A 23647-nucleotide genomic window follows, 5' to 3' on the forward strand; every position below is an offset into this window, starting at 1 on the left:
AGACCGGCCCGATCACGAGATATCTTGATGTCGAGCAATGTTGCAGACGAGAGACGCAGACTGTGGAGCGGAGCATCCGGTGACTGACTCGACCATCATCTACACGCACACTGACGAGGCCCCGGCCCTCGCGACGTATTCGTTCCTGCCTGTGATCCAGGCGTACGCGTCGACGGCCGGTGTGAATGTCGAGACCCGTGACATCTCCCTGGCAGGTCGGATCATCGCCAGCTTCCCCGAGCACCTCGAGGAGAGCCAGCGGATCGCCGACGCCCTCGCCGAGCTCGGTGAGCTGGCGAAGACCCCGGAAGCCAACATCATCAAGCTTCCGAACATCTCGGCCTCGATCCCGCAGCTCAAGGCCGCGATCACCGAGCTCCAGGGCCAGGGCTACGCCCTCCCCGACTACCCGGACGACCCGAAGACCGACGAGGAGCGCGAGACGCGCGCCCGCTACGACAAGGTCAAGGGCAGCGCCGTCAACCCGGTCCTGCGCGAGGGCAACTCCGACCGCCGCGCCCCCGCCTCGGTCAAGAACTACGCCAAGGCGCACCCGCACCGCATGGGCGCCTGGAGCTCCGAGTCGAAGACGAACGTCGCCACCATGGGCGAGAACGACTTCCGCTCCACCGAGAAGTCCGCCGTGATCGCCGAGGCCGGCACGCTCCGCATCGAGCACGTCGACGCCGACGGCACCACCACCGTCCTGCGCGAGTCCGTACCGGTCCTCGCCGGTGAGGTCGTGGACGCCTCCGTCCTGCACGTCGACGCGCTGCGCACCTTCCTCAACGACCAGATCGAGCGTGCCAAGGCCGAGGACGTCCTGTTCTCCGTGCACCTCAAGGCCACGATGATGAAGGTCTCCGACCCGATCGTCTTCGGCCACGTGGTCCGCGCCTTCCTCCCGAAGACCTTCGCGCGCTACGGCGAGACCCTCGCCGCCGCCGGCCTGTCGCCCAACGACGGCCTCGGCGCCATCCTGAACGGCCTGGCCGCGCTGCCCGACGGCGACGCGATCAAGGCCTCGGTCGACGCCGAGATCGCCGAGGGCCCGGCCCTCGCGATGGTCGACTCCGACAAGGGCATCACCAACCTGCACGTGCCGTCCGACGTCATCGTCGACGCCTCCATGCCGGCCATGATCCGCACCTCCGGCCACATGTGGGGCCCGGACGGCGCCGAGGCCGACACCCTCGCCGTCCTCCCGGACAGCAGCTACGCCGGTGTGTACCAGGTCGTCATCGACGACTGCCGCGCGCACGGCGCCTTCGACCCCTCCACCATGGGCTCGGTGCCGAACGTCGGCCTCATGGCCCAGAAGGCCGAGGAGTACGGCAGCCACGACAAGACCTTCGAGATCGCCGCCGCGGGCACCGTCCGCCTCGTCGACGCCGCGGGCACCACGGTCCTGGAGCAGGAGGTCGCCGCCGGCGACATCTTCCGCGCCTGCCAGACCAAGGACGCGCCGATCCAGGACTGGGTCAAGCTCGCCGTCACCCGCGCCCGCGCCACCGGCGTCCCGGCCGTGTTCTGGCTGGACGAGAGCCGCGCGCACGACGCGCAGCTGATCGCCAAGGTCAAGACGTACCTCGCCGAGCACGACACCGACGGCCTGACCATCAAGATCCTCTCCCCGGTCGAGGCCACCGCCTTCTCCCTGGAGCGCATCCGCCGCGGCGAGGACACCATCTCGGTCACCGGCAACGTGCTGCGCGACTACCTGACCGACCTCTTCCCCATCCTGGAGCTGGGCACCAGCGCCAAGATGCTGTCGGTGGTCCCGCTCATGAACGGCGGCGGCCTCTTCGAGACCGGCGCCGGCGGCTCCGCCCCGAAGCACGTCCAGCAGCTGGTCAAGGAGAACTACCTGCGCTGGGACTCCCTCGGTGAGTTCCTCGCGCTGGCCGTCTCCTTCGAGCACCTCGCCGTCACCACCGGCAACGCCAGCGCCCAGGTGCTGGCCGACACGCTGGACCGCGCGACGGGCACCTTCCTCAACGAGGACAAGTCGCCCAGCCGCAAGCTCGGCGGCATCGACAACCGCGGCAGCCACTTCTACCTCGCCCTGTACTGGGCGCAGGAGCTGTCCCGCCAGACCGACGACCCGAAGCTGGCGGCCGCCTTCGACCCGCTCGCCAAGACGCTGGCGGAGTCCGAGCAGAAGATCGTCGCCGAACTGATCGCGGTCCAGGGTTCCCCGGCCGAGATCGGCGGCTACTACCAGCCCGACGCGGCCAAGGCCGCGGCGATCATGCGCCCGTCCGCCACCTTCAACCAGGCGATCGCGACCCTCGGCTGACCCCAGCCGTAGCGCACCCCGTACGACGTGATCCGCCCCGGCCGGCCCTGCGCCCGCCGGGGCGGACCCGTTCCCGGGCCCGGCCGTCCCAGGGCCGCTGGCCCCGCCCCGGACGGTGCGCTAGCGTTCACCGACGTCGATCGAGGGGGAGGTCCGGTGGCACGCCGCTCCGACACGTCCTGCGCCGGCATCGGCTGCGCGGGGTTCCTGCTGCTCATGGTGGTCCTGCCGACGGTCGGCTACCTGCTGGCGGTGCCGGTCGCCCTGCCCGACCTGCTGGCCGAGCAGAGCCCGCCGCAGCAACCGCACGGCTTCACCCAGTACTTGGCCCTCTACGCCTTCCCCGTCGTCACCGCCCTCGCCCTCACCCTGTTCGCCGGGCGGCGCCGCCCGTTCCTGTGGTGGCTGGTCCTGGCCCGGGCCGCGGGTCTGCTGGCGCTGGTCGCGGCCGCGCTGTGGTGGACGCAGAGCAAGGTCGGCGGCCATCCCGCCTGGAACGTGCGGGCGGTGGCCGAGAGCACGGCCGCAGGCCTGGTGGCGCTCGTCTTCGTGTGGGCGGTCCGCCGCTGGGACGCCACCCGGGGCGCACGGCCCGCCACCCGCGGCGCACGGCCGGCCACCGCGACCCGTGCCCGCAGGCCGGCCCCCGGGGAGATATGGCTGGCCATGGTGCCGCTGCGGGAGGACCCCGGGCAGCAGATGCGGCACTACTGCGTGGTGCTGGCCGCCCACGCCGACCACGCGGAGGTCGCCCAGATCACCAGCCAGGACAAGGACGGCCGGTCCGACCACATCCGGCTGCCGAACGACGGCTGGGACAAGGTCTCCGGCCGCGCCCACTGGGTGGAGACCGGCCGCGCCCCGCGCCGGGTGGACTACGGGCTCTTCCTCACATCCCGTCCCCAGGGCCGCTGCCCGGCACCGGCCTGGCGCATGCTCAGCCGGCAGCCGGACTGACGTCGGCGGCCACCCGGAAGCCGATGTTCCCGGCCGAACTGTCCGGGGTGTTGCGGGTACGGGCCGCGACCCGGTAGCGGTTGCAGTACGAGTCGTGGCACATGTGCGAGCCGCCGCGCATCGCCCGCTGCGGGCCGGCCGGTGCGAACAGGTCGGCGGACCACTCCCACACGTTGCCGACCGTCTGGTACAGCCCGTACCCGTTGGGCCGGAAGGCCTTGGCGGGCGCGGTGCCCGCGTACCCGTCGGCCCGGGTGTTGTGGGACGGGAAGTCTCCGTTCCAGATGTTGCACATGAAGCGTCCGTCCGGGCGCAGTTCGTCGCCCCACGGGTACCGCTTCTGTTCGAGGCCGCCGCGGGCCGCGTACTCCCACTCGGCCTCGGTGGGCAGCCGGGTGCCGGACCAGGCGCAGTACGCCTGCGCGTCGTTCCAGGAGACGTGGACGACCGGATGGTCCTGGCGCGCCGCGAACGAGGAGCCGGGGCCCTCCGGACGGCGCCACTGCGCCCCGGAGACCGCCCGCCACCACGGGGTCCCGGCGACCGCCGGGGAGGCCTCGGCGAGGGGTGCGGGCAGGAATCCGGCGAAGACGAAGCTGAATCCGAAGGACTCCGCCTCCGTGACGTGGCCGGTGGCCTTCACGAAGGAGGCGAACTGCGCGTTGGTGACGGTGGTGGCGGCGATGCGGAAGGCCCCGACCCGCTCTTCCCGGACGGGTCCCTCGCCGTCCGCCGGGAACCCGTCCGGGTCCTGCGTCCCCCTCAGGTAGCGGCCGCCCGCGATGTCGACGAGACCGCGGGCGGCCCGACGCGCCGCCGGCCCGACGACCGGTCCGGCCGCCGGTCCGACGACCGGTCCGGCCACCGGCCCGCCCGCCGCGGCGGACGGGGCCACGGTCAGCAGGGCGGCGGGCTCCCGGCCGGGCGAGCAGCAGGACTTGGGCGGCATGGGTGGCTCCTGAAGGGGGACGGCGGGACGGGGATCAGCTGACGCGGTCGGCGGCCAGGGCTGCGGCCAGCGCCGGGATCCCGAGGGCCTGCTCCTGCTGCGGGGTGGCCTGGTGGAGCAGGTTCTGCAGCTGGTAGGGGTCGCTCACCAGGTCGTAGTACTCGCGGAACGTGACCTGCCCGGTCCCCGAGACCGCACCCGTGGCATCGGTGTGCAGGTCGTAGTACTCCGTATATTGCTTGTCCTTGGCCACGTAGGAGGCCCAGGTCTTGGGGCCGGTGCCGCCCGTGCCCTGCTTCCACCACTGGACCAGCAGGTGGTCGCGGGCGGCCGGGGTGAGCAGCGACCGGCCGTCCTGCGGCGTGCCCGGGGTGATCCCGGCCGCGTCGAGGATGGTCGGGGCGATGTCGATGTTCGCGACGATCCGGCTGTCGGTGGTGCCGGAGCCGAGCCCGGCGGCGGGCCAGGACAGGTAGAACGGCACCTCGTGGGCGGGGGAGTAGGGTACCGACTTCTTCAGCCAGCCGTGGTCGGCCCAGGTGTAGCCGTTGTCGGCGACGTAGATGACGAGGGTGTTCTCCAGCTGGCCCAGGGCTTCGAGCTTGTCGTGGATGGCCTGCACCGCGTCGTCGACCGACAGCAGGGCGCGCAGCTGGCGGCGGCGCAGCTCCTTGGCGTCCGCGAGCGTCGCGGTGGCGTTGCGGACGTAGCCGGGCTTGTCGGAGCGGTCGTCCTCGGGGACCGAGGGCCGGCCGTTCCAGGCGGGCACCGGGGTCTCGGCGTACTTGGCTGCGGGGGTGTTCGGCTCGTGGGAGGCGTACGGGGTGACGTACGCGAACCAGGGCCGGGTGTCGGTGGCCGCCTTGTCGAGGAAGGCGAGCGTCTTGTTCTTGATGACGTTGGTCGTGTAGCCCGGGAGCTGCTGGACGGTGCCGTCGATGTTCCAGCGGGCGTTGGTGAAGCCCGGCTGGAGCAGGGCCCACTCCTCGAAGTGCGGCGGATTGTCCTCCAGCGCCCAGGAGTTGAGGTACTTGCCGAAGAGCCCGGTGCGGTAGCCGGCCTGCTTCAGGTGGCGCTGCACCGTCGTGGACTGGTCGAGGCTGTGCGATGCGGCGTTGTTGCGCACGCCGTGGTGGTGCGCGTGCTGCCCCGAGAAGATCGACGAGCGGGAGGGGGAGCACAGCGGGGTGGCGGCGTGGCCGTGGGTGAAGGTGACGCCGTGACCGCCGAGCCAGTCGATGGTCTTCGAGATGGCCCAGTCGGTGTGCTTGGGCTGGTCGTCCGTGACGATCAGCAGGACGTTCGGCCGGGGTCCGGCCGCTGCTGCTGCCGCGGGACCGGCGAAGGCGGTGGCGGTGGCCGACGCGGCCACGGCGGCGGCGCCGGCGAGGAAGCCGCGCCTGCCGACCGTGCTGCGGCCCGGCTGACGGGACGCGCTGGTGTGCTCGCTCACGAAGGGTCTCCTGTACGCGCGGGGGAGTTGACGTACGTACGCGGGCCGGCGGCGGCTTCGGTGCGCGCGCCGTCGAAACCCGCAGGTCAGACCCTAGGGTTGGGCTGTGGCAGGGCTGTGGCCGCAGCGTGGCAGTGCCGTGGCGGCGGTGTTACGCGGGCCCGCCGGGAGGCGTCAGAGCCGGTGGACCCGTTCCTGTTCGAAGGCCAGCGGTGACCGGCCGGCCGCGAGGATCCGTAGTCCTGGGGCCACCGCGAGCAGTTTCCGCAGCCAGGTCCGGGCGTCCGGGCCGAGCTGGTCGGTGCCGTCCAGGACGAGCAGCATGTCCCGTTCGGCCAGCCAGGAGACGGTGTTCGCCGTCCCGTACGGCAGCGGGGGCAGGCCCGGACCGCAGCGCAGCTGGGCCGTCAGGTCGCGGACCCCGTAGACGCCGCGGAAGGGATCCATGGCGACGACGGCCGCCCCGTCGTAGAAATTGGACGAGAGCCTGCGTGCGATGTCCCGCACGAGCAGGCTCCGCGGCTCGCGGAAGCCTCCGGTCACGGTCAGCACCCGCCCCCGCCGGACGGCGGTGAGCAGCCGTGACAGTTCGTCGGACGTAGCGGGCAGTGATCCGGTCGATCCCGAATCCCTCATCGGCACGATGCCCCCCATTGCATACGTGACCAAGCGCGGCAACAGGGATCCTTCAGGCCGCGTGTCGACGATTATGCGCCAACTGGGCGACGAGGCCAGGGGAATGACGTATTCCGGTGCGGGACGGCGCGAAGCGTCCCGTCCGCGGGCGGTGCAGGGCCGTCCGCGGCGTACGTGACCCGCATCGGCCGGACGGTGGAGCGGACGTAGACGCCGGACGCGGCCGGTGCCCCCGACCCCGGCGCGGCGCGCGGTCCGCGCGGCGGAAACCGGCCGACCACCTCCGCTGACCCTGCCGCCGGCCCGTCGCGAGGCCCGTGAACGGAGCGAACGGAAAGGAGTTGCGCATGCGTTCGCGGTGCCACGGGAACGCCCCGGGCCCGTGCCCCAGAACGGTCCGCGCCGCGGGGGCCGCATTGGCCCGGGCAAAGCGGGCGGCGTAGTTCCCGTGGTCCCCGTGACGTACGTGTCTCGGCCCGGCCGCCTGGGAACGGTTGTCCGGCAGCCGGTAATGGGCTCTACTGCTGTGCAGCCCCCACTCGGGGCATATTCCGGGGAGGGACCACATGACAGGCAACCGGCGGGCAGACCGGCGGGCGGCGCGACCGCTGTCGCACCGGCGCAGACCCCGCTTCCGGGGCCGCAGGCCCCTGCTGGCGACCCTGCTCTCCGCTTTCCTCCTCATGGGCGTGTGCGCGGCAACCGGCATCGCCTGGGACCCCTTCGGCGGTGCCTCCGCACGCGCCGGCCAGGCCACGGACACCGAAGTGCCCGGCGCCGCCCGCCCCGTCCCCGACGCCCCGTCCACCGGCCCGGCCGAGCCGCCCACCCCGCCGCCGACGCAGAGCCCGGCCCCCACCGAGGCGGCCGCCGCGGAAACCGATCCGAAGGCCACGGCCGACCCCGGGTCCGCACGCCCCACCGGAGCACTGCCCTTCGACATGCCGCAGCCCGCCGCCCTGCGCTCCGGCGAAGCGGGCCGCAAGCTGGTGTTCGCCCACTACTTCACCCCGTACCCGCTGTCCCTCGACAACGCGAGCGCGGACACCGACTACTACACCCGCAACTACCTGAACCCGGACGGCGAGAGCGGCAAGCACGAGCGCTACGGCGGCCTGCTGCGCGACCGGCCGCTGCCCGTCCAGCCCAAGAGCGGCGCCTGGGAACTGGCCAACCTCCAGCAGGAGGTGCGCACCGCCCGCGCGGCCGGGATCGACGGGTTCACCCTCGACATGCTCTCCCTCTCCGGCAAGAACTGGGAGCGCTCCACCATGCTCATGGAGGCCGCACGGTCGGTGGACCCCGCCTTCAAGATCATGCTGATGCCCGACATGACCTCCCTGAAGACCGACGACCCGGGCGTCCTCGCCGACGCCGTCGCCGCCCTCGGCAAGGCACCGTCCGCCCACCGGCTCGGCGACGGCCGGCTCGTCGTCTCCCCGTTCAAGGCCGAGGCGAAGAGCGTGGCCTGGTGGAACGGGGTCATCGACACCCTCAAGTCCCGGCACGGCATCCGCACCGCCTTCGTCCCCCTCTTCCTCGACTTCCAGGCGAACAGCGCGGACTTCGCCCCGATCAGCTACGGCTTCTCCGAATGGGGCAGCCGCAGCTACGTGGGCCAGGACAGCTCCACGCGCGACGTCCGGCGGGCGCACGGCCTGGGCAAGATCTGGATGCAGCCCGTGTCGGTCCAGGACGCCCGCCCCAACCAGGGCATCTACGACGAGGCGGGCAACACCGCGACCCTGCGCTCCACCTGGACCCGCGCCATCGACGACGGCGCGGACTGGGTGCAGCTCACCACCTGGAACGACTACTCCGAGGGCAGCCAGTTCGCACCCTCCCAGCACAACGGCTACGCCTACCTGGACCTGACCTCGTACTACCTGACCAAGTTCAAGACGGGCAGCTGGCCGAAGATCGTCCGGGACACGCTGTACCTCACGGCCCGCACCCAGTTCGCCTCCGCCGACCCCACCGGCGACCAGTCGCTGGTCATGTCGCTCCGCAAGGGCAGCGCCGCCCCCCGGGACACGGTGGAGGTGCTCAGCTTCCTCACCGCCCCGGCCGACGTCCGGACGGCCGTGGGCCCGGCCAAGAACACCCACGACGCGCCCGCCGGCATCCACTCCGAACTGCTGCCCCTGAAGACGGGCACCAGCTCGGCGCAGGTCGTACGGGACGGAAAGACCAGGGCGGAAGTGGAACTGCCCTACCCGGTGGACCACAAGGTCGAGGTCCAGGACCTCCAGTACTACGCGGCCACCAGCGGCCGGGAGACTCCCTAGTGCTCTGACCGGGAAGGTTCACCGGGGTCAGCAGGCTGAGCCCGGCTGCGCTGGACGAGGAGGTCGGGCATGACGCGGAGACTGTCGGTGGACGAGGCCGTGGGACTGCTTGAGGGCGAACTGGGATCAGGGAAGCGAGCGCTGGACGAACTGGTCACGGAAGACCTCTGGCTCGCCTTCCTCCGATTCGGCCGACGGCTGTTCGACGTCTCGGACACACCCGACGCTGACGGTCTTCTGTTCCAGTACGGGACCCACGCGTTCGACGGTCCTCCGGCGTTCACGCTTGACCTCACCCGGCAGTTCGAGATCTCCGACAGCGACGGTGATCACGACCATTACGTGCAGGTCCACTGCGAGCTCAGATATGGACGCGCACCCGCCCTGGAGGCCCTCGGAAGCTTCGATTCGTGGTTCTTCCACGATGCCGGAGACGATCTCGAAGAGTGGGCTCAAGGACTGATCGAGCGAGCAGCCTGGGCAACGATCCACAGACTCAGGCCGACCGGGATCAGGGTGCATCAGGAGCGGGTGTAGTCAGTTCAGGCTGTCGGCGTACATCTGAATGTGCTCAGGCCGGTACACGGCTACGTATTCATCTCCGTGGGGTGCTCCTCGGGGTGTCCTTTCGGTCAAGTCCTGCCCCGGCCCCGGCCCTGGGGCGCCGAGCCTGGTCGAGGGCTTGCTGACCTCGGTTCCATCACCCAGGGCGCATGGTGACCGCCCTCTTGCCGCACTCGTATGGGCCGCCCGACCGAGGCCGGTTCAGCCGGTCGTGGGGCTCGTCGCACCGTCCTGGCGAATCGTCCCGAGTGGAATGCAGTTGTCCGGGGCTCCGTTGATCGCCTCGCACAGCTGTGCCCCGGACAGGTCCGCCTTCTCCGGTATCAGCTGCCAGGCAACGATCCAGTACGGGGTGTCAGCCTCCAGGTCGCCGAACTGGTTGTATATGCCGGTGCTGTAGTCCTCGTTGCGTATCTGCTCCTCGGTGTAGTACTTGCTCCCGTCGTCCATGCCTCCGCAGGCGATCAGGCTGCGCGCCTTCTGGGCCGCCTCGCAGCCGTCGTACTTGACCACCCAGTAGGCCTTGGGATGCGGGGCCTTCATGGGGCGTCCGGGAGTGCTGGTGACCTTCAGCAGGAGCTTGATGTGCGTCAGGCCCTGCGGTGCCGGGGACCCGGGAGCGTCGGGGCTGAGGTCGGCGTCCGCGATCCGCACGGAGTGCGGGTACGACCCGGTCTTCACGGAGAGCACGGGCCCTCGTCCCTCGATCCACTCGGCTGCTGGAGAGGGGGGCTGGCTCGCCGGGGCGGACGCCCCGGGCGGGACTCCTGTGTCCGCGGCGGACCGGCCTGGTTGCGCTGTACCGCCGCAGGCAGCCAGGAGCCCGCTGCAGGCCACGGCGAGGCCGCCTCGCACCCACCGGATCAGACGTATGCGCCCATCGTTTCTCATCAGTCGCCCTCTACAACGGGGGTGCTCTCCCGGCCACCCCTCTTGATCTTGGAACGACACAGTAGCGAAAGCGGCCGGCACCGAGCCCGCCCTGGGAACGGGTGGACGCTGGACACGCGCAGCCCTACCTTGCTGCGCACATGCGGATGTACGCCGGCATGCAGGCCGCCGCCGTCAGGGGACGCCCTCCCCGGCGGACGCCCTGGGACCAGACGGGCTAGACCGGGACCGTGCTGCCGTCGGCCGAGGCCGACAGCATCATCGCCCGCCGGAACCGCACCCAGCTGCTACTGCCTCGCCGGACGACGTACTGGAGTCGCTGCCCCTTCTGCTCGGTCAGCCTGCGAACCCGGACCGGTTGCGACATCCCGCCTCCCCACACTGGCTGGAGAAGTCATTTCCAACCAACCGACGAGCAACCCGGCGAAACTTCCCGGTCACCGCCGAGGTGGCGTCGGATGCCCCGGGCGGCCGACGCCACTCCCCGGTGCGGCAGACAGGCCACCTCGGCGGGATTGGCCTTCCCGGCGCGGGCGACGGGGCTGCATGATCCGGGAACAGGACGACGCAACCCACCGCCCGGAGGAACCCGTGACCCAGCCCGCCACCCCGTCCGCCTTCCCCGGCGGCCCCGGCCTCTTCCGGCTGGACCCGGGTACGGCCCACCTCAACCACGGTTCCTACGGAGCGGTGCCCGTCCCCGTCCAGGAGGTCCAGGAGGCCCTGCGCGCCGAGGCCCACGCCGACCCCGACGCCTTCTTCAACTCCGTTCCCGACCGGCTCGACCACGCCCGCGGCCGGATCGCCGCCCACCTCGGAGCGGACCCCGAGGGCATCGCCTTCATCTCCAACGCCACCGAGGGCGCCCACCTCGCCCTCGACGCCGTCCCGCTCGCCGACGGCGACGAGATCCTGGTCACCGACCACGGCTACGGCACCGTCGTCGCGGCCGCCGCCCGCCGCGCCCCCGTCACCACCGTGGCCCTGGACCCGCACCTGCCCGACGAGGACGCCGTACGCGAGACGGTGCTGGCCGCCCTCACGCCCCGGACCAAGGTCGCGCTGCTCGACCACGTCAGCTCGCCCACCGCCCGCCTCATCGCGGGCCCCCGGCTCCTCGCCGACCTCGCCGCGCGCGGGGTCACCACGATCGTGGACGGGGCCCACACCCCCGGCACGCTGGCGCAGCCGATCGCCACGGGCGCCGACTTCTGGTTCGGGAACCTGCACAAATGGGGCTACGCCCCGTCCGGGAGCGCCCTGCTGGCGGTCGCCCCCGCCCACCGGGCCCGAGTCCGCGCCCTCGCCCCCTCCTGGCAGGACCACCGCGGCTTCCCCCGCTCCGTCGAGTACCGCGCCACCGCCGACTACACCGGCTGGCTGGCCGCCCCCGAGGGCCTCGGCCTCATCGAACGCCTCGGCGCCGCCGAGGTCCGCGCCCACAACTGCGCGCTCGCCGCGCACGGGGCCGAACTCCTCGCGCGGATCCCCGGACTCACTGCCCTCCCGCACACCGAAGGCCTCCCCATGCGCGCCCTGCTGCTGCCGCGGGGGACCGCCGAGACGCAGGACGCCGCCGCCGCCCTGCGCGAGGAGATCGCCGCGAAGCTGCGCACCCGCGTGCTGATCTGGCCCCGGCCCGGCGGCGGCGGGATCCGGGTCTGCGGGCAGGTCTACAACCGGCCCGAGGAGTACGAACGCTTCGCGGCGGCCTTCGCCGGCTTCCTGGCCTGAGCCGGGCCTGAGCCGGGCCTGAGCCCGGTCCGGTGTCCGGGCTCAGTTCCGCCGGAGCAGGTAGGTGTCCATGATCCAGCCCTTGCGGGCCCGGGCCTCGCTGCGGAGTTCCTCGATCCGCCCCGCCACCTCGGCCAGCTTCCCCGAGACCAGGATCTCGTCCGGGGTGCCCACGTAGGCCCCCCAGTAGATGAACAGGTCCTGGTCCAGATGGGCGGTGAAGGCGTGCCGCGCGTCCAGCATCACCACCACGTCGTCCACGCCCTCGGGCCAGCCCTCGGCCAGACGGCGCCCGGTGGTGATCTGGACCGGCCGCCCCACCCGGTTCAGATTCGTCCGGTGCCGCGCCAGCAGCGCCGAGACACTGCTGATCCCCGGCACGACCTCGTGCTCGAACGCCACCCGGCCCCGCTCCAGCACCTCGTCGAGGATGGCGAGCGTCGAGTCGTAGAGCATGGGGTCGCCCCAGACCAGGAACGCCCCCGTCTCACCCTCCGCCAGGTCCTCGGCGATGAACCGCTCGAAGAGCTCGGCCCGCGCACTGCGCCAGCCGTCCACCGTCGGGGCGTAGTCCGCCGGGGTGCGGTCGCGGTCCGGGTCGCGGCCCTCCACCAGCCGGTGGCCGGGGCGGGCGTGCTCGTCGAGCATCGCCCGCCGCAGCCCGGTCAGGTCCGCCTTCTCCTCACCCTTCTCCAGGATGAGGAATGCGTCCGCCGCGCCGATCGCCCGGACCGCCTGGAGGGTCAGGTGGTCCGGGTCGCCCGCGCCGATGCCGATCACTGAGAACTTCTTCACCCGGCTATTCTGCCCGTCATGCGAGCCGCCCTGTTCGTCACCTGCGTCAACGACGCGCTGTACCCGGGAACGGGCATCGCCGTCGTACGCCTCCTGGAGCGGCTCGGCGTACAGGTGGACTTCCCCGCCGCCCAGAGCTGCTGCGGCCAGCCCCAGTACAACACCGGCTACCGGCACGAGGCCGAACCGCTGGTGCTGCGCACCGCCCGGGCCTTCGCCGGGTACCCGTACGTGGTCACCCCCTCCGGTTCCTGCGCCGCGATGATCCGCGAGCACTACCCGCGCATCGGCGCCAAGGCCGCCGGCGAGGGGCGGGGCACCGAGCTCGCGGACGCGGCACGGTCACTGGTCCCGCGCGTGTACGAACTGACCGAGTTCCTGACCGACGTGCTCCAGGTCACCGACGTGGGCGCGTACTTCCCGCACACCGTCACCTACCACCCCTCCTGCCACGGGCTGCGCGGACTGGGACTCGGCGACCGGCCGCGCCGCCTGCTGGCCGCCGTCAAGGGACTGGACCTCGTCGAACTGCCCGGCGCCGAGGAATGCTGCGGATTCGGCGGCACCTTCGCCCTCAAGAACCCGGACGTGTCCGCCGCCATGGGAACCGACAAGATCACGAACGCCCGCTCCACCGGCGCGGACGTCCTGTGCGGCGCCGACAACTCCTGCCTCGCCCACCTCGACGGCCTCCTGCGCCGCACCGACAGCCCCCTACGGGCCCTGCACCTCGCCGAGATCCTGGCCGCGACCGAGGAGGACCCCCTGCGATGACCGACCCCACGGTCACCCACCTCGGCATGCCCGCCTTCCCCACCGCCGCCCGGGACGCCGTACACGACGAGGTCCTGCGCGCCAACCTCCGCCGCGCCACCCACACCATCCGCGACCGGCGGGCCCGCGCCGTCGCCGAACTCGCCGACTGGGACCGGCTGCGCGCCGCGGGCAAGGCCGTCAAGGATCACACCCTGCGCCACCTCGACCGCTACCTCCTCCAGCTGGAGGAGGCCGTCACCGCCGCGGGAGGCACCGTCCACTGGGCGGCCGACGCCGACGAGGCCAACCGGATCGTCACCGCCCTCGTCCGCGCCGCCTGCGGCCCTGACACCGAAAAGCCCGAAGTCGTCAAGGTCAAATCCATGGCCACCCAGGAGATCGGCCTCAACGAAGCCCTGGAAGCGGCCGGCATCGCCGCCTACGAGACCGACCTCGCCGAACTCATCGTCCAGCTCGGCCACGACCGCCCCTCCCACATCCTCGTCCCGGCCATCCACCGCAACCGCGCCGAGATCCGCGAGATCTTCGCCACCGAGATGCACCACTGGGGCCGCCCCGCACCGGACGGACTCTCAGACGACCCGCGGGAACTGGCCGAGGCGGCCCGCCTGCACCTGCGCGAGAAGTTCCTGCGCGCGAAAGTCGCCGTCTCCGGCGCCAACTTCATGGTCGCCGAGACCGGCACCATGGTCGTCTTCGAGTCCGAGGGCAACGGCCGGATGTGCCTGACCCTCCCCGAGACCCTCATCTCCGTCGTCGGCATCGAAAAGGTCGTCCCGACCTTCCGCGACCTGGAAATCTTCCTCCAGACCCTGCCCCGCTCCTCGACGGCAGAACGCATGAACCCGTACACGACCATGTGGACCGGCACCACCGAGGGCGACGGACCCACCGCCTTCCACCTCGTCCTCCTCGACAACGGCCGCACCGACACCCTCGCCGACGAGACCGGCCGCCAGGCCCTGCGCTGCATCCGCTGCTCCGCCTGCCTCAACGTCTGCCCCGTCTACGAACGCGCCGGCGGCCACGCCTACGGCTCGGTCTACCCCGGCCCCATCGGAGCCGTCCTCAGCCCCCAACTACGCGGCACCGCGAGCGAGATCGACGCCTCCCTGCCCTACGCCTCCACCCTCTGCGGAGCGTGCTACGAGGTCTGCCCGGTGGCCATCGACATCCCCGAGATCCTCGTCCACCTGCGCGAACGGGTCGTCCAGGGCGGGCCGGTGACCCGCGAGGGCATCCGCGTCCGGATCCGCCCCGCCCACGGTCACACCGCCGAACGCGCCGCCATGCGCGCCGCCCGCCTGGTCCTGGACCACCCCGGCGCCCTGCGCGCGGGCGAGCGCCTGCTGGCCCGCGCCCGCCGACTGCGCCCGCGCCGCCTGCCCGGACCCGGACGCGCCTGGACCGACAGCCGCGAACTGCCGCCCGTCCCCGCGGAGTCCTTCCGCGACTGGTGGACCCGAGAACGGGAGACCCGAACGTGAGCAGCAAGGACCGCATCCTCGGCCGCATCCGCCGCGCCGTGGGCGAACCGCAACCGGGCCAGGGCCAGGGCCCGGGCCAGGAGCCCGCGATCCCCCGGGACTACCTCCAGGTCCACGGCACCCGCACCCCCCAGCAGCGCGTGGACCTCCTCGCCGCGAACCTGGCCGAATACCGGGCCAGGGTCCACCGCACGGACGAGGCCGGGCTCCCTGACCTGCTCAGGCACCTCCTGGCGGACGCCGCCTCCGTACAGCTCCCGCCCGAACCCGGCTTCGACTGGCCCGAAGGCCTGCCCGCCACGCCCGTGCCCGACCGGGCGGACCAGACCGCACGGGACCTGGACCGGGTGGACGCCGTGGTGACCGGCTGCGCCCTGGCCATCGCCGAAACGGGCACGATCGTCCTCGACGGCGGCCCCTCCCAGGGCAGGCGCCGCATCACCCTCGTCCCGGACCACCACATCTGCCTCGTACGCGTCCCCGCACAGGTCGTGGACTCCGTGCCGGGGGCCCTGCCCCTCCTGGACCCGACCCGTCCGCTGACCTGGATCTCCGGCCCCTCGGCCACCAGCGACATCGAACTCGACCGGGTGGAAGGCGTACACGGCCCCCGCACCCTCGACGTCGTCCTCGTAGCCGCACAATAGGGGCATGCCCGCACACATCGCCCTCACCGCCCTCCTGGTCCGCGACTACGACGAGGCCATCGACTTCTACACCAGCGCCCTCGGCTTCGACCTCGCCGAGGACACCGCCCGCCCCGACGGCTCCCGCTGGGTCGTGGTCCGCCCGCCCGGCGCCAAGGAATCGGCGCTCCTGCTGGCCCGCGCCAAGGACGAGGCCCAGCACTCCCGCGTCGGCGACCAGACCGGCGGCCGCGTCGGCTTCTTCCTCCACACCGACGACTTCACGCGGGACCACGCCCGGATGACCGCCGAGGGCGTCCGCTTCCTGGAGGAGCCCCGCCACGAGCCGTACGGCTCCGTCGCCGTCTTCGAGGACCTGTACGGCAACCGCTGGGACCTGCTCCAGCCCGCCGCCTAGCCCTCCGCCGCCTGGCCCTCCGCCGCCAGCGGCGGCGCCTCCACGGCGGCATCGACGGCCGGGCCGTCCGGTGACACCCGTCCGGCCAGCTCCCAGGCCCACCGGACCAGGCCCGGCACGCCGACCCCGTACGGCCCCCCGTCGATCCCCTCGATCCCGGCCGCCCCGCGCAGCAGCAGCCGCGCCCCGCCGACGGAGTTCCCGCGCGCGGCGTGCGTCAGCCCGACCGCGAGCTGGGCGAGCCCCCGCCACAACGGGGCCGCCTCCTCGGGCCCCGACTTCCAGGCGTCCTCGAACACCTCGTGCGCATGGAAGGGCATCCCGGCGTCCAGCAGCCGCTGCGCCTCGCGCACCGTTTCGAGGGGGGAGCGCACCACCCCCTCGGGCTGCCGCTCCACACCCGGCGCCCCGTAGGGCAGGGGTCGCCCCAGTCCGTCCCTGGGCCGCGCGCTCCGCGCCCGCCCCGCATCGTCCCTGTCCCGTACGTTCACCCCTTCATCCTGCCCCGCGGTGATTACCGGTGCATGCACACCCCTCGCCGTGGGGTAATGTTCTGCATGTGCCGCCGGGACGGGGGAAACCCCAGGTGGAAGTACGACCGACAGCACAACGGGACGTGGCGCAGCTTGGTAGCGCACTTGACTGGGGGTCAAGGGGTCGCAGGTTCAAATCCTGTCGTCCCGACTCGAAAGAGTCGTAGAGCGAGGGGCCGGTTCGGAGAAATCCGAACCGGCCCCTCGCTCGTTTCCGTATACGGAAGCAGAAGTGCCTCCCAAGTGCCTCCCATGAGGGAAGACCGGCGGTTTTAAGCCACCCCTGTCTGGTTTCGCTATCGGGTGCCGTCGGGATCAGCCGTGGTGCCGGCGCTCTGCGTTCCGGGCGATTTCGCGGAGCATGCGCCGGACGAGAATGCGGTGTCCGCCGGAGCCGATGACCAATTTGCGGTAGGCCACCCCGGTGAATCCGGGGAAAAGCCCGTGTGAACGCGCGCCGATGATCGTTCCCGCCGGATGTTCGGAGAGGACGAAGATCAGCGCGTACTGCGCAAAGCGGTGGCGCCCCATGAGTGTCAAGCGATCGCAGGGGACACTTTCAGCCACGGCGAAGCCGGGGAATGTGGAGCCTTCTTCGGGGAGCGTGCCGGTGACGGTGCGGGGATCCGTGCCCACGAGATGAGCGAATCCGCTGCTGATGCCCAGATGTGTCCGGGCGACCCATTTGTTGAGCGAATCCCACGTCGTCGGCACGGGGGCCGCGACGATCAGTTCGTGCGCGTCGAGGAAGGGAAGTCCGGATACGAGATCGGGGGATTTCATCGGTGTCGACTCCCTTGGAGAGTGGTGGAAGAGGGCGTGCAGAGGGCTGTTGTCGGTCCGGGTGTTCGTGTATATGCGCGCATCGGCCGGCGGGCAGACGGTGGGCAGTCGGTGGGTGGCCGGCGTGTGGCCGGTGAGAGCTTCCCGGGGACCGTCTACCACGGAGACCGGGCCCGCCGACAAGTCGGCCGGAGGTCGTGGTGCGCGCCGTTGCACAGACCACTCGAACCCCGCTTGAGGATCGCTTGAGAAGGGCGGCCTGGGCGGGACGCGCACGCCGGCGCCCGTAGCTCCCGGCGCCCCGGAGCGGCGTCCGAGCGCCCATCGGCCCCGACCGTGCGCAGGAAGCGCGCCGTTCACGCGGGCGTACGCGGACCGGAGCGGCGGGGGACTCCGTCGAGCGCCGTTGACCAGGTGATTCACCTACGCCGTTGGAGACCGTCGAAATTCCGGTGACACGAGACGACGGCTCGTCCGGAGCTCCATTCGCCGTCAATGGGCAGCGGTTGCGGGGCGTGCACCGGCAGTACCGGGAGCGTGATCACGGAAGGGCCGGAAAAGGCTACTTGCAAGTAACGAGGTTACTTGCAAGTAGTTACGCTGTGACGTGTCTCACAGGTCAATGTGCGGGAGTGGCCGGGCTGCTACCTTCTGCGATGCGTGAACTCGTGAACCCATTCACCAGGGTCAATTGGCGGGTTTTCACGCATTAGACAACGGGGGTTGTCATTGACAACGGGGGATGTCGTGACTGGTATGCGCACTCAGCGGATCGCGATCATTGGAATCGCGGCTCGACTGCCGGATTCGTCGGGAACCGGCGAGATCTGGAGTCTGTTAAACCGAGGTATCGACGCGACCCGCGCCCGTGACGCCGAGCGCCCTTTCGGTCCCGATCTCGGCGGTTTCATCGACGGGGTCGACGAGTTCGATCCGGAATTCTTCAACATAACGCCGCGCGAAGCGGCGCACATCGACCCGCAGCAGCGGCTGGCGCTTGAGCTCGCCTGGCAGGGGTTGGAAGACGCCGGAATCGTCGTCACACCGGGGGTATCGCCGAAGACCGGTGTGTTCCTCGGAGTCATGGCCGCCGACTACGCGGATCTCGTCGCGATATCGGGCGCGCAAGGCATCTCCCGCCACACCCTGACCGGTCTGGGGCGTTCGATCGTCGCCAACCGGATCTCCTACGCGCTCGGCCTCGCAGGCCCGAGCCTGACCGTCGACACCGGCCAGTCGTCCTCGCTGGTGTCCGTCCACCTCGCCTGCGAGAGCCTGCGCAAGGGTGAGAGCGAGATCGCCCTCGCGGGCGGTGTCCACCTGAACGTGTCGCCCCTCAGCACCGGCGTCGTCGAAGCGGCAGGCGCACTGTCGCCGGACGGCAAGGGCTACGTCTTCGACGAGCGGGCCAACGGCTACGTCCGGGGCGAGGGCGGCGGCCTCGTCGTCCTCAAGCCGCTCGCACAGGCCGTCGAAGACGGCGACCACATCTACGCGGTCATCGAAGGCAGCGCAGTCGGAACGGGTTCGGGCGACGGCGGACTGACCGTCCCGAGCAGCGACACCCAGAGCCGCACGATCACCGAGGCCCTTGAGAACGCCCGGATCGACGCCTCCCAGGTCCAGTACGTCGAACTCCACGGAACGGGAACCCGGGTGGGCGACCCGATCGAGGCACGGGCCCTGGGATCCGTCTTCGGCGGCACCCGCCCGTCCGGCAGCCCGCTCGCGGTCGGCTCGGTCAAAACCAACATCGGCCACCTCGAAGGCGCCGCCGGAATCGCCGGCCTCATCAAGACCGCGCTGTGCATCGACCGGCGCGAGCTCGTCCCGAGCCTGAACTTCGTGCGGCCCAATCCGCAGATCGCCCTGCACGAGTTGGGCCTGCGCGTGGTGACGGCCAACGAGCCGTGGCCCGCCGCGGACCAGCCCCTCACGGCGGGGGTGACCTCCCTGGGCATCGGCGGCAGCTGCTGCCACATGGTCCTCACCGCCGGGCCTTCCCCGGCGGTACCGCAACCTGAACTGCGCGTCGCTCCGCCGGTGGTGCCGGTGGTGGTCTCCGGTAAGAGTGCGGGGGCGTTGGCTGCGCAGGCGGGGCGGCTGCGGTCGCATCTGCTGGAGCGTCCGGAGCTGGGTGTGGTTGATGTGGCGTTCTCGGCGGTGACGTCGAGGGCGCAGTTCGACCAGCGGGCTGCTGTGGTGGCTTCGGATCGTGAGGGTCTGCTGGCGGGGCTGGGTGCACTGGACTGGGTTCCTGTTCACGGGCCAGGGCGCGCAGCGTGCGGGCATGGGTGCGGGTCTGGCTCAGGTCTATCCGGTGTTCGCCGAGGCGCTGGACGAGGTGTGTGCACAGCTCGACGGGCTGCTGGGGCGTTCGTTGAAGGAGGTGTTGTTCGCGGCGGAGGGTTCGCCGGAGGCTGGGCTTCTGGATCGGACGGAGTTCACGCAGCCTGCGCTGTTCGCGGTTGAGGTGGCGCTGTTCCGTCTGCTGGAATCGCTGGGCGTGAAGGCCGATGTCCTGGTCGGGCATTCGGTCGGTGAACTGGCCTGCGCTCATGTGGCGGGGGTTCTGTCGCTGGCTGATGCGTGCCGGCTGGTGGCTGCGCGTGGCCGGTTGATGGGTGCGCTGCCTGCTGGTGGCGGGATGGTTGCGGTTCAGGCGACCGAGGCCGAGGTCGCGGAGTCGCTGGCCGGCTTCGAGGACCGTCTGTCGGTCGCGGCGGTGAACGGTCCGCTTGCGCTGGTCGTCTCGGGTGCCGTGGAGGCGCTGGAGGAATGGCTGCCCGCCTGGGTCGAGTTGGGCCGTAAGACCTCGCGACTGCGGGTCAGTCATGCCTTCCACTCGCCGTTGATGGAGCCGATGCTCGACGAGTTCCGTGCGGTTGCTGAGGGTCTGACGTTCCACCAGCCTCAGGTGGCCGTGATCTCGAATGTGACCGGTGGCCTCGTCACCGATGAGCTGACGGATCCGGGGTATTGGGTCTCCCACGTGCGGGAGGCGGTCCGTTTCGCGGACGGTGTCCGGACGCTGGCCGATGAGGGTGTGACCCGGTTCGTCGAGGTCGGCCCGGACGCCGTCCTCACCGCATTGGCCAAGCAGAGCCTGGACATCGAAGGGGCTCTCTTCGCGCCGGTGTTGCGTGCCCGCGTCTCCGAGCCGGAGGCCTTCGCCGGGTTCCTCGGTCAGGCGCATGTCGCCGGGCTGCCGGTGGACTGGGATGCGTTCTACGCGGGCTCCGGTGCGCAGCGTGTCGAGCTGCCGACGTACGCCTTCCAGCGCGAGCGGTACTGGCTCTCCCCGAGCGCACAAGCCGGGGACCCTTCCGCCGTCGAGTGGACGAGGCCGACGACGCAGGAGCCTGCCGAATCCCAGCTCGGCAACGGGCCGCTGGCCCAGCGGTTGGCCGGCCTGGCCGGTGCCGAGCGGGAACGGGCCGTGCTGGATCTGGTCCTGGCGCAGGTGGCAGCGGTACTCGGGTACTCCTCCTCGTCCGCGATTGACCCTGTCCGGGCCTTCAAGGACCTCGGGTTCGACTCGCTCGCCGGTGTGGAACTGCGCGACCGACTCATGGAGGCAACCGGTCTCCGGCTGCCCACGACCTTGGTCTTCGACCACCCGACGTCCACCGCGATCGCACGTCACCTCCTCTCCGAGGTCGACGGGACCGACCAGGCGTCGATACCGGCCCCGACAACGCGACGCGACCGGTCCGATGAGCCGCTGGCCATCGTGGGCATGGCGTGCCGGTACCCGGGCGGGGTGACGTCGCCGGAGGAGCTCTGGCAGCTGGTTGCCGAAGGACGCGACGCGGTCGGCGGTCTGCCGACCGACCGGGGTTGGGATCTGGAACGGCTCTACGACCCGGACCCCGAGCGGGTCGGCACCATCTACATGCGGGGCGGCAGCTTCCTGAACGGGATCGGCGAGTTCGATGCCGGCTTCTTCGGGATCAGCCCGCGTGAGGCCGCGGCCATGGACCCGCAGCAGCGTCTGCTGCTGGAGGCGTCCTGGGAGGCCCTGGAGGACGCGGGGCTCGACCCGGCCTCGCTGCGCGGCAGCGACACCGGCGTCTTCGCCGGTGTCATGCCGATGGACTACGGCACCTCGCCGGACTTCAGCGGTTCGATGCCGCCGGAGGCGGAGGGTTTCCGCCTCACCGGGACGACGACGAGTGTGGTGTCGGGCCGGATCGCGTACAGCCTCGGTTTCGAGGGCCCTGCGGTGACGGTGGACACGGCCTGCTCGTCCTCCCTCGTCGCCATGCATCTGGCGTCGCAGGCGCTGCGTTCCGGTGAGTGCTCGCTTGCGCTCGTCGGTGGTGTGACGGTGATGGCGGGGCCCTTCCTGCTGCAGGAGTTCAGCCGTCAGCGGGGTCTGGCGGAGGACGGCCGCTGCAAGTCGTACGCGGCCTCCGCGGACGGCACGGGCTTCTCGGACGGTCTGGGTCTGCTCGTCGTCGAACGTCTTTCGGACGCGCAGCGCAACGGCCACCGGATCCTGGGTGTCATCCGCGGTAGTGCGATCAACCAGGACGGTGCGAGCAACGGCCTGACGGCGCCGAACGGGCCCTCGCAGGAGCGCGTGATCCGTCAGGCGCTGGCGAGTGCGGGGCTGTCGCCCGCCGATGTGGATGCCGTGGAGGGCCATGGCACGGGTACGCGTCTGGGTGACCCGATCGAGGCGCAGGCGCTGCTGGCGACCTACGGTCAGGGACGTGTGAGTGGCCCGCTGCGGCTGGGCTCCATCAAGTCGAACATCGGTCATACCTCGGCTGCGGCTGGTGTGGCTGGTGTGATCAAGATGGTGAAGGCGATGCAGCACGGTGTGCTGCCTCAGACCTTGAACGTGGACGAGCCCTCGCCACACATCGACTGGACGGCGGGCGAGGTCGAGCTCCTCACCGAGGCCGCGGAATGGCCTGCGTCGGCTGACCGGCCGCGCCGTGCGGGTGTGTCGTCGTTCGGCGTGAGTGGCACGAACGCCCACCTGATTCTGGAAGAGGCGCCGGCTGCACAGCCTGCTCCGGCTTCGGACGGTGGATCCCCGGTGGTGCCGGTGGTGGTCTCCGGTAAGAGCGTGGAGGCGCTGGCTGCGCAGGCGGGGCGGCTTCGGTCGCATCTGCTGGAGCGTCCGGAGCTGGATGTGCTGGACGTGGCGTTCTCGGCGGTGACGTCGCGGGCGCAGTTCGACCAGCGGGCTGCTGTGGTGGCTTCGGACCGTGAGGGTCTGCTGGCGGGGCTGGGTGCGCTGGCTGAGCCGCAGGACGGGGCTGGCCTGGTAGCGGGCAGGACTGGGTTCCTGTTCACGGGTCAGGGCGCGCAGCGTGCAGGCATGGGTGCGGGTCTGGCTCAGGCCTATCCGGTGTTCGCTGAGGCGCTGGACGAGGTGTGTGCACAGCTCGACGGGCTGCTGGGGCGTTCGTTGAAGGAGCTGTTGTTCGCGGCGGAGGGTTCGCCGGAGGCGGCGCTTCTGGACCGGACGGAGTTCACGCAGCCTGCGCTGTTCGCGGTTGAGGTGGCGCTGTTCCGTCTGCTGGAGTCGCTGGGCATCCGGGCGGATGTCCTGGTCGGGCATTCGGTCGGTGAGCTGGCCTGTGCTCATGTGGCGGGGGTTCTGTCGCTGGCCGATGCGTGCCGGCTGGTTGCTGCGCGTGGCCGGCTGATGGGTGCGCTGCCTGCCGGCGGCGGGATGGTCGCTGTTCAGGCGACCGAGGCCGAGGTCGCGGAGTCGCTGGCCGGGTTCGAGGGGCGTCTGTCCATTGCCGCGATCAACGGACCGGCCGCGGTTGTGGTCTCCGGTGGTCTGGAGGCGATCGACGAGTGGCTGCCGGCCTGGGTCGAGTCGGGGCGTAAGACGACGCGTCTGCGCGTCAGTCATGCGTTCCACTCGCCGCTGATGGAGCCGATGCTCGACGAGTTCCGTGCGATCGCCGAGGGGCTGACGTTCCGCCGGCCCCAGGTGGCCGTGGTGTCGAACCTGACCGGCGGCCTCGTCACTGACGAGCTGACGGATCCCGGGTACTGGGTCTCCCACGTGCGGGATGCCGTCCGTTTCGCGGACGGTGTCCGGACGCTGGCCGACGAGGGTGTGACCCGGTTCGTCGAGGTCGGCCCGGCGGCGGTCCTGACCGCGCTCGCCCAGCAGACCTTGGACATCGACGGGGCCCTCTTCGCCCCGGTGTTGCGTGCTCGCGCCTCTGAGACGGAGGCGTTCGCCGGGTTCCTCGGCCAGGTGCACGTGGCCGGGCTGCCGGTGGACTGGGATGCGTACTACGCGGGCTCCGGCGCACAACGCGTCGAGCTGCCGACGTACGCCTTCCAGCGCGAGCGGTACTGGCTGTCCCCGAGTTCTGCCTCCGGCGATCCGGCCGCGGCCGGGCTCGGCCGGATGGATCACCCGATCCTGAGCGCGGCGGTTCCGGTCGGGGACCGGGACGAGTGGGTGTTCACCGGT

General features: G+C 71.2%; 17 protein-coding genes, 1 tRNA gene and 2 pseudogenes. 12 read left to right on the plus strand and 8 right to left on the minus strand.

What is annotated here, in order from left to right; genetic code table 11:
- Window positions 1-79: 79 nt before the first annotated feature.
- Together IO30_RS0134470 and IO30_RS42430 are read left to right on the plus strand one after the other, a co-directional pair.
- Window positions 80-2299, plus strand: a complete 2220-nt coding sequence (locus IO30_RS0134470) for an NADP-dependent isocitrate dehydrogenase (protein WP_031149709.1) — start codon at window positions 80-82, stop codon at window positions 2297-2299.
- Window positions 2300-2455: 156 nt separating this feature from the next.
- Window positions 2456-3256, plus strand: coding sequence for a hypothetical protein (locus IO30_RS42430; protein ID WP_051859190.1), 801 nt, complete (start codon window positions 2456-2458; stop codon window positions 3254-3256).
- Here the strand turns inward: IO30_RS42430 and IO30_RS0134480 are convergent.
- The 3 genes from IO30_RS0134480 to IO30_RS0134490 all read right to left on the minus strand — a co-directional run bounded on the left by IO30_RS0134480 (window position 3237) and on the right by IO30_RS0134490 (window position 6300).
- A complete protein-coding gene (locus IO30_RS0134480) occupies window positions 3237-4205 on the minus strand; it encodes a formylglycine-generating enzyme family protein (RefSeq protein WP_031149713.1) in 969 nt (322 codons plus the stop codon). The genes IO30_RS42430 and IO30_RS0134480 overlap by 20 nt on opposite strands.
- Before the next feature lie 34 nt (window positions 4206-4239).
- Window positions 4240-5658, minus strand: coding sequence for a sulfatase family protein (locus tag IO30_RS0134485; protein ID WP_031149715.1), 1419 nt, complete (start codon window positions 5656-5658; stop codon window positions 4240-4242).
- 174 nt (window positions 5659-5832) lie between these two features.
- Window positions 5833-6300, minus strand: coding sequence for a hypothetical protein (locus IO30_RS0134490; protein WP_157853435.1), 468 nt, complete (start codon window positions 6298-6300; stop codon window positions 5833-5835).
- A 560-nt stretch (window positions 6301-6860) separates the two neighbouring features.
- Between IO30_RS0134490 and IO30_RS0134495 the strand changes: the two genes are divergently transcribed.
- On the plus strand, window positions 6861-8582 hold the full coding sequence (locus tag IO30_RS0134495) for a glycoside hydrolase family 71 protein (RefSeq protein WP_051902772.1): 1722 nt from the start codon (window positions 6861-6863) through the stop codon (window positions 8580-8582).
- Between the two features lie 69 nt (window positions 8583-8651).
- Window positions 8652-9119, plus strand: coding sequence for a hypothetical protein (locus IO30_RS47360; RefSeq protein WP_237403386.1), 468 nt, complete (start codon window positions 8652-8654; stop codon window positions 9117-9119).
- A gap of 228 nt (window positions 9120-9347) precedes the next feature.
- Here IO30_RS47360 and IO30_RS0134505 read toward each other — a convergent pair whose 3' ends face one another.
- Both IO30_RS0134505 and IO30_RS47365 read right to left on the minus strand, forming a co-directional pair.
- A complete protein-coding gene (locus IO30_RS0134505; RefSeq protein ID WP_031149722.1) occupies window positions 9348-9836 on the minus strand; it encodes a hypothetical protein in 489 nt (162 codons plus the stop codon).
- Between the two features lie 421 nt (window positions 9837-10257).
- Window positions 10258-10404: pseudogene (locus IO30_RS47365) on the minus strand (IS630 family transposase); the annotation flags it as partial.
- A 224-nt stretch (window positions 10405-10628) separates the two neighbouring features.
- On the opposite strand from IO30_RS47365, the gene IO30_RS0134515 reads away from it, so the two are divergent.
- On the plus strand, window positions 10629-11771 hold the full coding sequence (locus IO30_RS0134515; protein WP_031149724.1) for an aminotransferase class V-fold PLP-dependent enzyme: 1143 nt from the start codon (window positions 10629-10631) through the stop codon (window positions 11769-11771).
- A 42-nt stretch (window positions 11772-11813) separates the two neighbouring features.
- Here IO30_RS0134515 and cobF read toward each other — a convergent pair whose 3' ends face one another.
- Window positions 11814-12566 (minus strand): precorrin-6A synthase (deacetylating), encoded by a 753-nt coding sequence (gene cobF, locus IO30_RS0134520; RefSeq protein WP_031149726.1) that lies wholly within the window; start codon window positions 12564-12566, stop codon window positions 11814-11816.
- A gap of 18 nt (window positions 12567-12584) precedes the next feature.
- On the opposite strand from cobF, the gene IO30_RS0134525 reads away from it, so the two are divergent.
- From IO30_RS0134525 to IO30_RS0134540, 4 genes are read left to right on the plus strand one after another with little or no spacing between them, the layout of a single operon-like run.
- On the plus strand, window positions 12585-13340 hold the full coding sequence (locus tag IO30_RS0134525) for a (Fe-S)-binding protein (protein ID WP_031149727.1): 756 nt from the start codon (window positions 12585-12587) through the stop codon (window positions 13338-13340).
- Window positions 13337-14830 (plus strand): lactate utilization protein B, encoded by a 1494-nt coding sequence (locus IO30_RS0134530; protein ID WP_031149728.1) that lies wholly within the window; start codon window positions 13337-13339, stop codon window positions 14828-14830. Before IO30_RS0134525 ends, IO30_RS0134530 begins: the two co-directional genes overlap by 4 nt.
- Window positions 14827-15477 (plus strand): LutC/YkgG family protein, encoded by a 651-nt coding sequence (locus IO30_RS0134535; protein ID WP_031149730.1) that lies wholly within the window; start codon window positions 14827-14829, stop codon window positions 15475-15477. The genes IO30_RS0134530 and IO30_RS0134535 overlap by 4 nt, the downstream gene beginning before the upstream one ends.
- A gap of 4 nt (window positions 15478-15481) precedes the next feature.
- Entirely contained in the window at window positions 15482-15874 is a 393-nt protein-coding gene (locus IO30_RS0134540) for a VOC family protein (RefSeq protein WP_031149731.1), read from the plus strand.
- On the opposite strand, the gene IO30_RS0134545 is transcribed toward IO30_RS0134540, so the two are convergent.
- A complete protein-coding gene (locus IO30_RS0134545) occupies window positions 15871-16389 on the minus strand; it encodes a DUF309 domain-containing protein (protein WP_031149733.1) in 519 nt (172 codons plus the stop codon). The genes IO30_RS0134540 and IO30_RS0134545 overlap by 4 nt on opposite strands.
- Before the next feature lie 95 nt (window positions 16390-16484).
- Between IO30_RS0134545 and IO30_RS0134550 the strand changes: the two genes are divergently transcribed.
- Window positions 16485-16558, plus strand: a tRNA-Pro gene (locus IO30_RS0134550).
- Window positions 16559-16722: 164 nt separating this feature from the next.
- Here IO30_RS0134550 and IO30_RS0134555 read toward each other — a convergent pair.
- Window positions 16723-17190, minus strand: a complete 468-nt coding sequence (locus IO30_RS0134555; protein WP_037895889.1) for a hypothetical protein — start codon at window positions 17188-17190, stop codon at window positions 16723-16725.
- Between the two features lie 756 nt (window positions 17191-17946).
- On the opposite strand from IO30_RS0134555, the pseudogene IO30_RS42435 reads away from it, so the two are divergent.
- A pseudogene (locus IO30_RS42435) lies at window positions 17947-19374 on the plus strand (beta-ketoacyl synthase N-terminal-like domain-containing protein); the annotation flags it as partial.
- A 106-nt stretch (window positions 19375-19480) separates the two neighbouring features.
- The coding region (locus IO30_RS47370) for a type I polyketide synthase (RefSeq protein ID WP_157853438.1) at window positions 19481-23647 on the plus strand (4167 nt) is incomplete at its 3' end.

The organism is Streptomyces xanthophaeus, from assembly GCF_000725805.1.
GTDB lineage: Bacteria > Actinomycetota > Actinomycetes > Streptomycetales > Streptomycetaceae > Streptomyces > Streptomyces xanthophaeus.

Coding starts and splice junctions, on each gene's coding strand:
- IO30_RS0134530 (WP_031149728.1), top strand. CDS start 13,337: ATGACCGACCCCACGGTCACCCACCTCGGCATGCCCGCCTTCCCCACC.
- IO30_RS0134525 (WP_031149727.1), top strand. CDS start 12,585: ATGCGAGCCGCCCTGTTCGTCACCTGCGTCAACGACGCGCTGTACCCG.
- IO30_RS0134480 (WP_031149713.1), bottom strand. CDS start 4,205: ATGCCGCCCAAGTCCTGCTGCTCGCCCGGCCGGGAGCCCGCCGCCCTG.
- IO30_RS0134540 (WP_031149731.1), top strand. CDS start 15,482: ATGCCCGCACACATCGCCCTCACCGCCCTCCTGGTCCGCGACTACGAC.
- IO30_RS0134555 (WP_037895889.1), bottom strand. CDS start 17,190: ATGAAATCCCCCGATCTCGTATCCGGACTTCCCTTCCTCGACGCGCAC.
- IO30_RS47360 (WP_237403386.1), top strand. CDS start 8,652: ATGACGCGGAGACTGTCGGTGGACGAGGCCGTGGGACTGCTTGAGGGC.
- IO30_RS0134495 (WP_051902772.1), top strand. CDS start 6,861: ATGACAGGCAACCGGCGGGCAGACCGGCGGGCGGCGCGACCGCTGTCG.